Source organism: Bacillus sp. ISO11 (assembly GCF_003458115.1).
Lineage (GTDB): Bacteria > Bacillota > Bacilli > Bacillales > Bacillaceae_G > Bacillus_A > Bacillus_A cereus.
Map to the genome: position 1 here is coordinate 184,389 of NZ_QXCO01000006.1, position 14,734 is coordinate 199,122.

The window sequence follows — 14,734 nt, forward strand, 5'->3', positions numbered from 1 at the left end:
TTTTCTTATTTCACTTTCTTTTTTTCAGCTCTTTCTCTCGCTTTTTTTATATAGCTTTCTGCATCTGGTGTTTTACATGATGTTGCACCGTGATCAACCTCTACTTTTCCAATTTCACGTGCAATTTCAATCGCTTGTCGCTCTAAGTCTTCATTACGAATTCCTATTGCGATTAAAGCACTATTCATCGCTTCTTTTTTTCTATTTTTTTCATTATGTATATTTTCTTTAATCTCTTCTAAGTACGGAGAGAAGAAATCATCATGTAACGTTTTATTTTTAATCGCTATATTTGCTAATAAAGACCAGCCAGCTCTTCCAATCCATTCATCATTAGACTTTGTCCACTCTTCCATTCTTTCTATTGCAATTGGCGAAGTACATATAGATGTCATAAGAACATCCATCAAACAGTAATAATCAACATCCTGAATCCAACTATTAAGCTGTTCTGTCGTTATTTTTTTCGGGTCTAAAATATAAGTTGCTAATGTCATTGCGTCCATATTTTTCGTTTCCCACAATCCAACTGCTAAATCATGATCTTTTTTTATCTTCTTTTTTAACAATTTTAAATTCGCAAAACTAACTCCAAATAACGGCTCTTTCGCTCCGTGGTTTTTATACGTTTTTCGATTTTGTTCTGTTCCATATTCCTCTAGTTGCTGCATTACTTCCTCAAGTAACATATACCCACCTCTTTATCTTTTATGTTGACTGTATATATGTATGTACGATATATTCTACATTACTTTTTGGTTTTCCTATATTTATTTTTAAAATACGGTATGTGAAATTTTTAAACATTGCACAGCTACACCATCAAAAAACTATACATGTTAAACATACAGTTTTTTGATGGTATCACTTTTCCGTAGAATAAGATATAAACTACGAAAGAACTTTTAGTAATCCTCTCTATTATTTGATTTATCCCCTATTTGTTTTAACTAATTTTTTTACATCTGACCACTCTTCTATTGACCCTGCATCCGGAAAAACTGTAACTACATTAAACTTCGCACCTTTTTCTTTCCCAATTTGTTTAGCAGCTAATAAGTTTGCTGCCGCAGACGTTCCTATTTTCATACCAGTATCCTTATAAAAACGGGCCATTTCATACAAGGTTTCTTCATATGAATAAGTCCATTGCTTTTCTATCAAATTTTCTTCCTTTTCTATGAAATGTTGTTTCCGTCCTAGGCCGAATCCACCTGATCCAGCATATTTCTTTAAATCATTTGGTGGTTGTTCCGAGCCATAAGGTAATTCAGCAGGCATTACTAAATGTAGTTCAACATTTTTTGTATAATTCTTTATTGCTGTATAGACCCCCATTAGAGTTCCACCAGTACCAGCAGATGCTACCCATGCATGTATTCGTTTTCCAATCATTTGTGCAATAATTTCTCGCCCTGTACCTTCTATATGACTTACTAGATTTGCATTATTATAATGTTGGAATAAAAAGTATAATTCTGGCTTTTGTTTGCTAATCTCTATTGTTTTCTCCATTACTGCGTAGAAACCTTTACATTTATCAACTAGGATTACGTTAGCACCATAACGATTAAGTTCATTTAATAGAGATTTACCGATTCCAGAACTTAAAACTAACGTGCATTGAATCCCTAAATAATTACAAATACACCCAATTGACCTCGCTAAACTTCCACCACTATACTCTAAAATATTTTGTTTTTCGTCCGCTTCTTGTAAATATTTATTAATCATTCCAAGTGCTGCCCTATCCTTAATTGATCCTGTAGGGTTATGCCATTCACATTTAGCATAGATAGAAAGGTTCTTCGTTTCTTCGCATTCTAATTTAATGAGAGGTGTATTCCCGACATTTTTAGAAAACTCATACAAATGTTTTAATGTCATACTTCTATACCTCCTGCATAAATGATATTGATTACATTTATTCTTAACCAAAATACTTTCTACATTTTAATAATTCTCTCAATAAGATTTTCTTATATAAAAATCCCTACAAACGCTGTAGGGATTTATGTCTAAATCATTTTGCTACACTCTATTTCATATGAAAATAGTTTCCTTATTCAGATGCATTCATAAGCACAATTCTCCAACCATCTGGATCCTCTATTGTGGTTCCTTTCTCTATCCAATACGGGTTTTCTGGTTCCACCTCATGATAGCCCATATTACTTAATCGATTCACTATCTTTTCAATTTCATCTTTATTAGGCATATAAAAAACTAGTAAATTATCTTTTGTCGGTGCCGGACATGGACTTCCATTAACATGTGTAGTAAACTCCAAATGATACTCTTCATCTGGTAATCCAAACATAACCCCGTCATATCCTTCATGATTGTGAAATTCCCCTATACGTTTTAGTCCTAATCCTGTTTCATAAAAACTGATCACTTCTTCAAATTTATCTGTTGGTCTTGCAATTCTAAATTGAACCCAATTCTTCATGCAATTCTCCTCCTTTTCATTTTTCAAAGCTTTATAGTAATTAGTATAAGTTACATATATTCCCTTTAACATCCCTCATTAGTGTGAGCTTCCTAAGTTGAAAGACCTATTAGTTAATAAACAATAGGACTTTAGTATAAATTGCTATTTTGCATTGTTTCTAATGTTATCCATGACTGCCCAATTTGATTAACATATGGCCTTTCCTCATTACAAATTTTACAGCGAGAAGGTGCTTCTTCATTTTCGGGATACTGTACTCCACATGTAGTGCCAATATAATTATTCATATTCCCGCTCCTTTTTTCATGTAATTGTTTCTTTATCAATATTTGGAACGAAAACGAAGTGATACGAAAGTATGATTTGGTGATTGAAAGTTTAAATAATAAAGTTTCAATTCATTCTATTTTTCAAAACTGCAATTGATATAAAATCTTGCATACTTTTGAGTAAACTTTTTTACACTTGTAAAAAAGTTTTTTTGCATTTCCCTACCTATAATTGCTAATATAGTAGAGTAGAACTTTTATAGAGAGAAGGAAAATTATGCACAATGGAATTCGAATGACAACTTTAGTAAAAAGGGCTATGTTAGTTTGTGCGGGGGTATTATTCACATACGAAGTGGCTTTTGGATCAGTACATACTGCTCTAGCTAGTACAGAGGATGAAGCAAAATCTGTTCAACTTGTAAGTGAGATTCAAACATCTCTTGCTCCGAAAGAAGCTCCAAAACATTATAACGGGCAAGTTAGAAAAGTCGCTTATTTAACATTTGATGACGGTCCTGGAAAATACACAGCTGAGCTTTTAGATATGTTAAAGAAAGAAAATGCAAAAGCAACATTCTTCCTAATTGGTTCAAACGTAAAAGCTTTCCCTGATCTTGTAAAACGCGAAGATGCTGAAGGCCACTACGTTGGGATGCACAGTATGACTCATAACTACAAGAAACTTTACACTGAAGGTCATTACGTAGATGAAATGAAGGAAGACCAAGGCTTAATCGCTGGTGTTTTAGGTAAATCACCAGTATTAACTCGTCCATCTTACGGCTCTATGCCAGGATTAAACGAAGCTCTTCGCAACAAAGTTGTAGAAAATGGCTTAAAAGTTTGGGATTGGACAATTGATTCTTTAGACTGGAAATATAACAAAATGCAAGTTGATGCTGCATCTGCTAAAATTGTAGAAAACGTGTTACATGGTGCTACAAATCCAACAGAAGTTATCCTTATGCATGATATTCATCCACAATCAGTAAAAGCAGTTCCTGGAATTATTAAAGGACTGAAAGAAAAAGGATATGAATTAGAAGCATATAATGAGAACGAACACTTCCCATTAAACTTCTGGCATGATAATCGTATGTAATGAAAAGACTTGATTCCCTCTAGTAGGTTATCAAGTCTTTTTTATCGTTTTTAGAATTTCCTTATAGAGAAAACCTATACACGCTTGCACCATATCAATATTATACGTCCCTTCCCTTTTATCAAATAAATTTAACTTTGAAATATCACATGCTATCTTTAACCTAGTTTAAATAAGTAGATGTTATATAATCGTATTTATAGTGCAAACTGAAGAAGCTTGGAATCAATTTAAGAAAGAAACGCGATAAGTAAAAAACTACAAAAGCGACTTATTCAAAATAAAAACATACATATCAGAATACAGTCAAAAAAGGATTGAATATACAATTTCAATCCTTTTTTTATATTATCAACACTTTAGCACATATTACTCTTAAGGAGTGATATGTATATGGATTTTCTTTCATCTGAATATTTGTCTGCCTTGCTTGCCATTATTGTAATCGATTTAGTGTTAGCCGGAGATAACGCCATTGTAATTGGATTAGCAGCAAGAAGATTACCGAAAGACCAACAAAAGAAAGTTATCATTTGGGGAACCATTGGAGCAATCGCTATTAGGGCCCTCGCTACCTTAGTTGTCGTTTGGTTATTAAAAATACCTGGATTACTCCTAATTGGTGGTGTACTTCTTATTTGGATCGCTTACAAGCTGATCGCTGAGGGCAAAAATCATGATATTAAAGCCGAAGAAGGATTTTGGTCTGCTATTAAAACCATTATTATCGCTGATGCGTTAATGGGCATTGATAATGTACTCGCTGTTGCAGGAGCTGCCCATGGTAACTTTTCTTTAGTAATCATCGGACTATTAGTGTCTATTCCAGTAGTCGTATGGGGCAGTACATTAATTTTAAAATGGGTGGATCGTTTTCCTGTCATCATTACGATCGGAGCAGCCGTTTTAGCTTATACTGCCGCGAAAATGATTGTAGATGAGAAGTGGTTCGCTGGATTTTTCGAAAGTAACCCTTTCGTTAAATGGGCATTTATCATTATTATCATCGTCGGTGTAGTTTTCTACGGAAAGGCAAAACAAAAAGCAACAACTGGTTCTGTCTCATAATGATGGTATATTTACAAATAAAAGGCGCTATTCATATGAATAGCGCCTTTTATTATTTAGCTTCCCCTTCCGGAGTCGTTTTTACCTTTGTTTTGTTTTTATCACGGTTGTTATAGTTATACTTCGAACGATCTACTGGAGTGAATCCTTCCGGTGTGTAGAATCGTAATAAGTCACCATTTACGACTTGGTCAGAGTATTTTAGTGAGTTTTGAACCATTTGTTCATTTTTCTTTATTTCATCTGTAAATTCTACAGGTTTTCCAGTAGTTGTATCATAGTATTTGCCGTTTAGTGCAGTAACTGTTGGGCTTACGTAGTTACCGTTACGGAACGCAACGACTTGTTTATGATCTGGTGATAATAAATCAGAACCGAATTGAACATAATTCTTTGTATCTGTACCTAGTAAGTGTAATAGCGTTGGAAGAACGTCAATTTCACCACCATATTGATGTTGTACGCCACCTTTCACTCCTGGTACACGAACGATTAATGGTACACGTTGTAACTGTGCATTTTCAAATGAGTTCATTTCTTTACCCATTACTTTTGACATTGCTGCGTTATGATTATCTGAAATGCCGTAATGGTCTCCGTACATAACAATAATTGAGTTATCATATAAACCAGATTGTTTCAAGTAATCGATGAAGCCTTTTACAGATTCGTCTAAATAGCGTGCTGTTTGGAAGTACGTATCTACTGATGAATCACCTGTTGTTGCTGGTTCAATCGTTGCTTCTGCCTTATCGATTGGATAAGGGAAATGGTTCGATAACGTAATAAACTTCGTATAGAACGGTTGTTTCAACGTTTGTAATAACGGAATAGATTCATTAAAGAACGGTTTATCTTTTAATCCGTAGTTTACTACGTCTTTTTCATTCATATCGTAGTATGACGCATCAAAGAATTTATTAAAACCAAATGATTTATAAATATCATCACGGTTCCAGAATGTTTTGTAGTTACCGTGGAATACTGCTGATGTGTATCCTTGTTGTCCTAAAATAGCTGGTGCTGATTGATACGTATTATGAGATTTCGTTGTAAAGACAGAACCTTGCGGTAAACCAAACATTGAATTCTCTAACATAAACTCCGCATCAGATGTTTTCCCTTGTCCTGTTTGATGGAAGAAGTTATCAAAATAAAGTGTATTCGCATCTTTTGTAAATGAGTTTAAGAACGGTGTAACTTCTTGACCATTTAATTTGTAATCAATTAAGAAGTTTTGGAATGACTCTAAATGAATGTAAATTACGTTCATTCCCTTTCCTTTACCGAAATACTCAGGATTTGGACTTGCATAAGTTGATGTTAAATAATTTCGTACTTCTGTCATATTATCACCATCAGCTAATGCTCGTTCTGTCGATGCTTTCGCACTTTGAATTCCATCATAAATTGTGTAGTTGTATGCACCTAAATATTTCACAATATAATTACGGTCAAACGTTCTTGTTAATAATTCAGGACGGTCAGACTCTGCAAGACCTAAGTTAACACTGAATAATAAAATACCTGCTACAAATACTAGAGATAATTTATGCTTCGCAACACGAATTGGTTTTGGATTTGCAAATTTTGTTGCGACTAACACAATTAATATAATCGTGTCTAAGAAGTATAATGGATCATAAAGATGTAGCAATGCAAGAATACTACCACCTAAATCTCCAAAGTTATTCGTTTGTGTTAATGTCGGGAACGTAATAAAGTCACTGAAAAAGCGATAGTATACTACGTTTGCGTATAAAAGGATCGACAATAACAAATTAATGATAATTAACCAAATATAAGATCGTTTCCCTTTTGCAAATAATGCTAGTCCTAAAAATAGAACTGCTGAACTAAGCGGGTTAAAAAACAGCAAGAATTTTTGGATTGTGTTTGAAATTCCTAAATTGAATTCTGTTACATAAGCTGCATATGTTTTGAGCCACAATAAAATAACGGCAAACAGAAAGAATCCAAAATGATTGCTTAACACACTTTTGCTCTTTAATAAGAACTGTTTCATTTCTCCACCTCTTTTGATCATCCAAGGCTTATTTTTTTATAAGTCTGTCTCTCTATTCAAATTTTCTTCTTCAAATAGATTATCTTTATTTAACTATATGAAGAATATTAGTAATTATAATTTGAAGCTAGTATTTATTCAACTATTTCTTTCTAGACATTTTGACCTTGGTTTCTATTTAACAAAATAAATTTGTAACATTTCCTGTTTTCTCCCAAGATTCATCCACTAATTATGACACCCCATACTATATACCTTTATAAACTCATTCGCAAACTATTCTATCTCCAAATTTGGTACATATTTCACATGACAAAATAATACGATTTGATTATATTACTCCACTTATATTTCCCTTCTTCAACTAACTCTTTAAATCTTAAAGTCATTACATCCCTTCCATACATGAAAGAATTCTCCTGTTCATTAATATTATATTTGAATAATTATTCATTTGACCGACCAGCGATGTTACATTTTCTCGACAAAAAAACTCGCTCTTTTTAGAGCGAGTTTTTTCATTATATATTATTGACCTTTGTACATTGCATCTACTTGTTTTTGAAGTTCCTCATTTTCTAAGAACTCATCATAAGTAGCCTCTTTATCGATTACACCGTTTGGTGTTACTTCGATAATGCGGTTTGCAATTGTTTGCACGAACTGATGGTCATGAGATGTGAATAAGATTGTACCTTTGAATGCAATTAAACCGTTGTTTAATGCTGTAATTGACTCAAGGTCTAAGTGGTTCGTTGGATCGTCAAGTGTGATTACGTTCGCACCACTTAACATCATTTTAGATAACATACAACGAACTTTTTCGCCTCCAGATAATACAGAAACGTTCTTCTTAACTTCTTCACCTGAGAATAACATACGGCCTAAGAAACCACGTAAGAAGCTTTCAGACTCATCTTGTGGAGAGAATTGACGTAACCATTCAACTAAGTTGTAATCACTGTTCTCAAAGTACTTAGAGTTATCTCTTGGGAAGTAAGATTGAGAGGTTGTAACACCCCATTTGAATGAACCGCTATCCGGCTCCATTTCACCCATAAGAATTTTAAATAATGTTGTCATCGCAATATCGTTACGGCCGATAAATGCAACTTTATCACCTTTATTTAAAGTGAAGTACACATTATCTAACACTTTTTCACCATCAATTGTTTTAGAAAGACCTTCAACAGTTAATAAGTCATTTCCTACTTCACGCTCAGGTGTGAAGCCAACGAATGGGTAACGACGTGATGACGGTCTAATATCATCTAATGTAATTTTGTCTAATAATTTTTTACGAGAAGTTGCTTGTTTCGCTTTAGAAGCGTTTGAACTAAAGCGTGCAATGAAGTTTTGTAACTCTTTTACTTTCTCTTCTTTTTTCTTATTAGCATCTTGTGTTAATTTTAAAGCTAATTGGCTTGACTCATACCAGAAGTCATAGTTACCAACATAAAGTTGAATTTTACCGAAATCAAGGTCAGCCATGTGCGTACATACTTTATTTAAGAAGTGACGGTCATGGGATACTACGATAACTGTGTTTTCAAAGTTCATTAAGAAGTTTTCTAACCATTGAATCGCTTTTAAGTCCAAGTGGTTGGTAGGCTCATCTAATAATAGAATGTCAGGTTGACCGAATAAAGCTTGAGCAAGTAATACTTTTACTTTCTCTGCCCCAGTTAATTCTGACAATTTCTTATCATGAAGGTCTTCACCAATACCTAAACCTTTAAGAAGAATTGCAGCTTCTGACTCAGCTTCCCAACCGTTAAGCTCAGCGAACTCACCTTCAAGTTCAGCAGCGCGCATTCCATCTTCATCACTAAAGTCTTCTTTCATGTAAATAGCATTTTTCTCTTGCATTACTTTGTAAAGTTGCGTGTGACCCATAATTACTGTTTCTAATACTGGGAACTCTTCATATTCGAAGTGGTTCTGTTTTAATACTGCTAGACGCTCACCTGGCGTAATATGTATGTCACCTGTTGATGGTTCAATTTCTCCAGATAAAATCTTTAGGAATGTAGATTTACCAGCACCGTTTGCTCCGATTAAACCGTAGCAGTTACCTGGCGTGAATTTTATGTTAACATCTTCAAATAATTTGCGATCCGCGAAACGCAAACTAACGTTACTTACTGTAATCATTTGTGTCCTCCTACTAATACCGCTTATTTCAGCGTTTTCTCACCGATTGTCTTAAAAAATCGCATATTGCGACTCAATTATTGTAGACTATAGCTATTATATAGTAGAAGCTGGATGAATAGCAACGGTTGATTACCTTTCTACAATGAAATCGGATAGTTTTTGTCCATTCCCCTAGCTATTGTATGTATATCATCGACCTCTTTCTCATATAACCTTTCACTGCTCATTCTGTAATATATCGGATTCATTTTCATCTGAAATATTATATACTGAAAAAACTGTAGAGAAATCATTCCCTACAGTCTCTTCTTATTTCGTATTTATTATTTTTTCTTTGTAACTCTTCATTTTACTCGTTAACCCTATTAACGCCGGTAATAATATCGGCATCACAATTAAAGCTAATAGAAGAAGTGCAACACCAACTACTGACGCAACTTGTATAAGTGTTAATACACCTGATGGAATTAATGCTGCAAATGTCCCGCCTAAAATTAGCGCAGCTGATAATACAACTCCTCCTATATGACGAGATGCAGTTACAATTTTCGTTACCGAATCCCCTTCTATCTCGTTATAGCGCATCATTACGAAAATACTATAATCCACTCCTAAAGCGACAATCATAATGAAGCTAAAGAATGGAACATTCCAGCTTAATGACTCTACATGTAATACATGTGCACTAATTTGTTCGCTTATACCGAGTGATGCAAAGTACGCCAATAGTAATGAGCCAATAATAAATATTGTGTTTAGTAATGAGCGTGTAATTACGATTAATACAATCGCAATGCCAATCAACATAATCGTAGCTGTACGTAAGAAATCTTGCCCTGTTACTTCTTTTAAATCAACGTTTCTAGCTGTTGTTCCGCCAATTGCTGTTTTCGCATCATGTAATTCCGTTCCCTTTACAGTGCCATCGATTGTTTTATTGATTTCTTGAATAATTGGCATCGCTTCTTTTGAATACGGATTTACATCTAAAATGATAGTCATTTTAGCAATTTTTCTATCCTGTGACATGTACGTGTTCAATGCTTTTTGGAAATCTTCTCCCTCTAGCACTTCTTTTGGAATATAAAACTTCTCAGAGCTCTTCGATTCATTGAGCTCCCCTAAATATTTCTGTGCGTCATGCAGGCCATTACTTACTTTTCCAAGCCCTTCTGTACTTTTAGATAAACCGGATTGTAATTGGCCCATCTTTTCCTGCAGGTCTTTAAGGCCCGTTAAAAGTTGTCCCTGCCCATCGTTTATTTTCGTTAATCCAGATTGTAACTCAACTGATTTATTTGCAATTTGTTTTGAACCTGAAGAACCTTCATTTAATCCATTTTTAAGATCGGCTGCTCCCTTTTGTAACTTATTAACTCCATTGCTCATTTCTTTTAAGCCGTTATCCACTTTCAGTAACGATTGATTCGCTTCTTTAAATGAACTCATCGCCGTTTTGTGCTGCGTTGCTAATTGATTTAATTCATTTGAAAGTACGCTTAATTTTCTTTGAGCCTCTTTAGCAATTCCTATCGTTTGTTGTATGTTTGGATTATTCGCTAATTCTGGTTTCGTTTGAACGAAATTGGTCATTAACATTTCAATTTGTTCATATCCCTTTTTCGCACCATCAATCGCTTGAGAAATACTTCCGAAGTATTGATCGTAAGAGTTTAAACCTTTTTCTAACTGTGCATAACCAGCATGCAGCTGCGACGTTGCATTAGATAGAACATTTATATTTTCGTTTACTGAAGCTAAACCACTCTCAATTTGCTGTGCTCCTTGTGCACCGTCGTTTATGCCATTTGATAATTGATGTAAAGCTGTTCCTAATGCTGATACCCCGTTTTTCGCCTCGTTCGTTCCATCAATTAATTTTTGAACATTCGCAAGACTATTTGAATCATTACTTCCCATTTTATTTTTCGCATCTGTTAATCCATCATTAATTTCCTTTATGCCACCATCGGCATCTCCTAATCCTGTATTCAATTCTCCCGCTTGCTTATTTAAATATAATTCTTTTATCTTCTCACCAGTTGGACGTGTTGGTGCATATACTTCTGACACACCTTTAACTTTCGAAATTTTATCAGTTAATTCGTCTAAAATTTGTAGAGAAGTTCCTTCATCCAGCTTTTTATCAGATTGAATGACTAATGTACTCGGTGAAGAGAAACCAGGCGGAAAATGATCCTCTATTACGTTAATACCCATCTTGGATTCATACTTATTATCCACTTCAAATAAATCATTGTAATTAAGTGTATTAGAGTATTTTAATACGAAAGGAATCGATATTACGAATACGATGATTAAAGCGACAAATGGCCTTGCTACTGAGTTCTTCGCAAAGAATCCCCATAAGCGACTATCCTCATGACCTTTAAATGTTTTAACTGGATAAAACATTCCTTTTCCTAAAAGCACCATGAAAAATGGATTTAAAGTCGTTAATACGAGTAATAATACTAAAACACCAATTGCTACCGCTGAAGTAGATTGATATAATTTAAAACTTGCTAAAGCAAGTGATGCAAAACCAATTAACACCGCTATTCCGCTATATAATACAGTTTTACCTGCTGATTTGAATGTTTCTTTCGTAGCTAAAAATGCATTTTCTTGTTTACTTAATTCTTCTTTAAACCTCGTATATAATAAAATGTTATAATCTGTTCCTACCCCAAACAGGACGACGACTACGAACACTTGTGTAAAGTTTGAGAATGGAAAATTAAATTGATCTACAAGCTGGGCAATAATCCCCATTGAAACTAAATACGATATACCAACTGTAAGAAGAGAAACAATTGGAACAACTGGTGAACGGAATACGAGGATTAATACTACAAGAATGAAAATGATTGAAATAACTTCTGTCTTTTTCACTCCCTCTTGAGAGGATTTAAGAAAATCACCCGCTATTAAGTCACTTCCTGTTAAATACGTTTTTACCCCTTTCGTTTGCACTTTTTCATGAAGATTATTTGAAACTTTTGATATTTCACCATGTTTTTTATCTATCGATATTTGCGTTAAAATAGTCGTATTATCTTTAGAAACTAATTGTTTCTCCAAGTCTTTATTGTCTAAATGTGAAACAACTTCCTTAATTCCTAATTGCTCTTTTTCATTTTGCAGGGCGTTGATTGTTTTTGTTATTTCCTTTTTTTGTTCATCTGTTAAAGCTGCCTTATTGCCACTATTAAAAACGGCTATAATTTCATACTTTTCAACCCCTTCTTTATCCATCTCTTTCAGCATCTTGTCAGCAATACTGCTTTGCTTTGTATTAGGGATTGTAATTTTCCCTTTTTCTTTCACTAATTGATCCATATTAGGCATCGTTACGACCATTGTAATAGTAATAACTATCCATAATAGAAAAGATAAACTTCTCCAACTTTTTAACTTGCTCATTTGAATCATCTCCCGTTTTGAAAGTTTCACGTTAGTAACGGAATGAACGTTCATTCCTATTATTCTATTACATTATTTTGTAAATTCTATTAAACTAGTCTTTCCGGAATGAATGTTCATTCCCTTAGTTACACAAACATCCTTTCCTACTCTCATTTTTTAAATCTATTTAGGAATGAATATTCATTCCTTTCCTTATAAAGCTATAGAATCAAATGATTCTAATAGCGTTCCAAGAGCTTTCTTCTAATTCTTTTACTAACTCTTTCGAGTATTCTAATTGCCCTGTTGCAATTACTTTCGTTAATTTTTCTAGCGGTTGATATACAATAATAATTAAAGCAACTGGAGGCAATGGACGAAGAAAACCTTTTGCGATTCCATCTTCAATAATATTCATAAAGAAGCCTATAAAATCATCAAATATTTTCTTACTCTGTTCATCAAGAAAGTAACTATCACAGTGAGAATTTGTAAATAAAAAAGCATCTACATTGTTTCTCGCAAATTCAAATAAACGGTTGTACGTATGACTAAACTGTTCACGAATATTTGCTTCAACAGGAAAATCCGTTTTTATCATTTCAGAAAGCTGTAACATACTTTTTGAAAATAATGAGTTAACAAGTGCCTCTTTATTGGCAAAATAGCGATAAATAGTACCCGCACCGACATTTGCTTTTTCAGCGATCATTGGAATTGTCGTACCATCGTAACCACGCTCTGCAAAAAGTTGCATCGCAGCATCAAAAATATCCTCTTGTTTGTTTTTAGCCATTTTTTCCACCTCTATTTCCAGGAATGAAAATTCATTCCGTTTTTAATTATAAATTACATGGATTAAAAGTCAAGTGCGTGACAAAGTATAGTTGCGTTTTAGTGAAAAAATTATATCAACGATTATTAGAATATATCAGCGCAAGTCTAATTATATCAGCGATTTTCAGGATATATCTACTTACCGACAACCAAAGAGAAAGCTGTCCCAAAAATTGTTTTTGGGCAGCCCGATTTTCTATTGAAAACTTAAAAGAAATCATAAATAAATGCTTCTCGTACCGGAACTATTTTCTCAAACGCTTGTATTTCCTCTTCACTTCCGCTAATTAATTCTAATTCATTCAGTTGTAACGGACGTTTATAGCCGAACATTATTGTAGATAACTCGTTTATATCCAGTTTGATGCCTTTATCTATTGTTTCCTCTTTTATTATTGTTATTTCATGATTTGCAAACCTCACTGATACGTTATTCCACGGTGCAAATGAATCTGTAATATGTAAAATTAGTTCTTGTTGTACATTGTTCCAGTTTAATTCATATTGTTTAAAGAACTGCTCCACATCTACAATTCTTCCCATAAAATATGGTTTTATTTCTGTCTTCACGCGCGGCTCTTGCAATGAATATAATAACGGTTCGCTTTCACTTACTGTCATTTCAATTTCTTTAATCATAGAATCATGCTGACAAATAAAGTTCCACAGACCATTTCGTGCTTCATTATGCAGTGGTACAAATTCTTCTACTGTCATTTTATAGTTTTCTATTTTGTATAACATGTAACCTGCTGCCTTTTTATTTTCATCATAGTAAATCGCTAATGTTAAATCATCATAAACCGCTTGTAACCACCAGTTCTTCTCTCGAACTAACATACATGAAAAACGTTCTGCAAATGCTTCATAGAGCTTCTCGACTTCTTCTGGATGATTTTCTTTATTAAAACGTTTCACAGTACCATTTACTTGTTTTTTCATCACTAAATCGCTCTTACTTATATGACATTTGAGTAGATTCGCACAAAGTTCCCAGCCGTATTTACGATAAAATGAAACAGCAAATGGATGTAACATAGAGACTGTATAGCCATCTTTTTTCATTGTTTGAAGTGAATGTTGAAGTAGCTCTTTTACATACCCACTTCTTCTGTACTCTGGATACGTCGCTACTCCTGCAACGCCACCCATTTTAAATTTTTCTTTACCTATGTAAATATGAAACGGAATGAGGTGTAGTTTTGCAGCTAAGTCTTCCCCTTCCATAATGCCGTATATTTCATGACTTTCCTTCATCTTTGTAAGTTGCTGCTGTAATCGTTCCTCATCTACTTTATATTGAAAAGCGTATTCTGATAAACGTAATGCTTCTCTGAACTTATCTTCTTTTAATTGTATGACATTCATATAATTCTCCTCCATTCCCTGTTTGAATTGTATCATAATTC

The 14,734-nt window shown here is 33.9% G+C and carries 10 protein-coding genes and 1 pseudogene; 2 read left to right on the forward strand and 9 right to left on the reverse strand.

The features are described from left to right. Positions 1–5: 5 nt before the first annotated feature. From D1166_RS08840 to D1166_RS08855, 4 genes and pseudogenes are all read right to left on the reverse strand, one after another. A complete protein-coding gene (locus tag D1166_RS08840) occupies positions 6–689 on the reverse strand; it encodes a DNA alkylation repair protein (RefSeq protein ID WP_000923455.1) in 684 nt (227 codons plus the stop codon). A gap of 241 nt (positions 690–930) precedes the next feature. Then, positions 931–1,887: a PLP-dependent cysteine synthase family protein gene (locus D1166_RS08845; protein ID WP_097856287.1), complete on the reverse strand. Its 957-nt coding sequence runs from the start codon at positions 1,885–1,887 to the stop codon at positions 931–933. A gap of 175 nt (positions 1,888–2,062) precedes the next feature. Continuing rightward, positions 2,063–2,452, reverse strand: a complete 390-nt coding sequence (locus tag D1166_RS08850; protein WP_000800670.1) for a VOC family protein — start codon at positions 2,450–2,452, stop codon at positions 2,063–2,065. Between the two features lie 134 nt (positions 2,453–2,586). After that, positions 2,587–2,742: pseudogene (locus D1166_RS08855) on the reverse strand (hydrolase); the annotation flags it as partial. Positions 2,743–3,001: 259 nt separating this feature from the next. Between D1166_RS08855 and D1166_RS08860 the strand changes: the two are divergent. Beyond that, the gene (locus D1166_RS08860) at positions 3,002–3,829 is read left to right on the forward strand and encodes a peptidoglycan-N-acetylglucosamine deacetylase (RefSeq protein WP_000551452.1); all 828 of its coding nucleotides are present in this window, start codon (positions 3,002–3,004) and stop codon (positions 3,827–3,829) included. A 393-nt stretch (positions 3,830–4,222) separates the two neighbouring features. Further along, positions 4,223–4,897: a TerC family protein gene (locus D1166_RS08865; RefSeq protein WP_097856285.1), complete on the forward strand. Its 675-nt coding sequence runs from the start codon at positions 4,223–4,225 to the stop codon at positions 4,895–4,897. Positions 4,898–4,949: 52 nt separating this feature from the next. On the opposite strand, the gene ltaS is transcribed toward D1166_RS08865, so the two are convergent. The 5 genes from ltaS to D1166_RS08890 form a co-directional block, all read right to left on the reverse strand. Then, a complete protein-coding gene (ltaS, locus tag D1166_RS08870; RefSeq protein ID WP_000808770.1) occupies positions 4,950–6,923 on the reverse strand; it encodes a lipoteichoic acid synthase in 1,974 nt (657 codons plus the stop codon). Between the two features lie 528 nt (positions 6,924–7,451). Then, complete coding sequence (locus D1166_RS08875) at positions 7,452–9,077, reverse strand: ABC-F family ATP-binding cassette domain-containing protein (RefSeq protein ID WP_000633864.1); 1,626 nt, start codon at positions 9,075–9,077, stop codon at positions 7,452–7,454. Between the two features lie 312 nt (positions 9,078–9,389). Continuing rightward, positions 9,390–12,506 (reverse strand): MMPL family transporter, encoded by a 3,117-nt coding sequence (locus D1166_RS08880; protein ID WP_118043278.1) that lies wholly within the window; start codon positions 12,504–12,506, stop codon positions 9,390–9,392. 211 nt (positions 12,507–12,717) lie between these two features. Continuing rightward, entirely contained in the window at positions 12,718–13,284 is a 567-nt protein-coding gene (locus D1166_RS08885; RefSeq protein ID WP_001107306.1) for a TetR/AcrR family transcriptional regulator, read from the reverse strand. A gap of 248 nt (positions 13,285–13,532) precedes the next feature. Next, positions 13,533–14,693, reverse strand: coding sequence for a GNAT family N-acetyltransferase (locus D1166_RS08890; protein ID WP_001100917.1), 1,161 nt, complete (start codon positions 14,691–14,693; stop codon positions 13,533–13,535). Between the last annotated feature and the right edge of the window lie 41 nt (positions 14,694–14,734).

Excerpts from the sequence above, each read along its gene's own strand:
- D1166_RS08840 (WP_000923455.1), bottom strand. The coding sequence starts at position 689 with ATGTTACTTGAGGAAGTAATGCAGCAACTAGAGGAATATGGAACAGAA.
- D1166_RS08845 (WP_097856287.1), bottom strand. The coding sequence starts at position 1,887 with ATGACATTAAAACATTTGTATGAGTTTTCTAAAAATGTCGGGAATACA.
- D1166_RS08850 (WP_000800670.1), bottom strand. The coding sequence starts at position 2,452 with ATGAAGAATTGGGTTCAATTTAGAATTGCAAGACCAACAGATAAATTT.
- D1166_RS08860 (WP_000551452.1), top strand. The coding sequence starts at position 3,002 with ATGCACAATGGAATTCGAATGACAACTTTAGTAAAAAGGGCTATGTTA.
- D1166_RS08865 (WP_097856285.1), top strand. The coding sequence starts at position 4,223 with ATGGATTTTCTTTCATCTGAATATTTGTCTGCCTTGCTTGCCATTATT.
- ltaS (WP_000808770.1), bottom strand. The coding sequence starts at position 6,923 with ATGAAACAGTTCTTATTAAAGAGCAAAAGTGTGTTAAGCAATCATTTT.
- D1166_RS08875 (WP_000633864.1), bottom strand. The coding sequence starts at position 9,077 with ATGATTACAGTAAGTAACGTTAGTTTGCGTTTCGCGGATCGCAAATTA.
- D1166_RS08880 (WP_118043278.1), bottom strand. The coding sequence starts at position 12,506 with ATGAGCAAGTTAAAAAGTTGGAGAAGTTTATCTTTTCTATTATGGATA.
- D1166_RS08885 (WP_001107306.1), bottom strand. The coding sequence starts at position 13,284 with ATGGCTAAAAACAAACAAGAGGATATTTTTGATGCTGCGATGCAACTT.
- D1166_RS08890 (WP_001100917.1), bottom strand. The coding sequence starts at position 14,693 with ATGAATGTCATACAATTAAAAGAAGATAAGTTCAGAGAAGCATTACGT.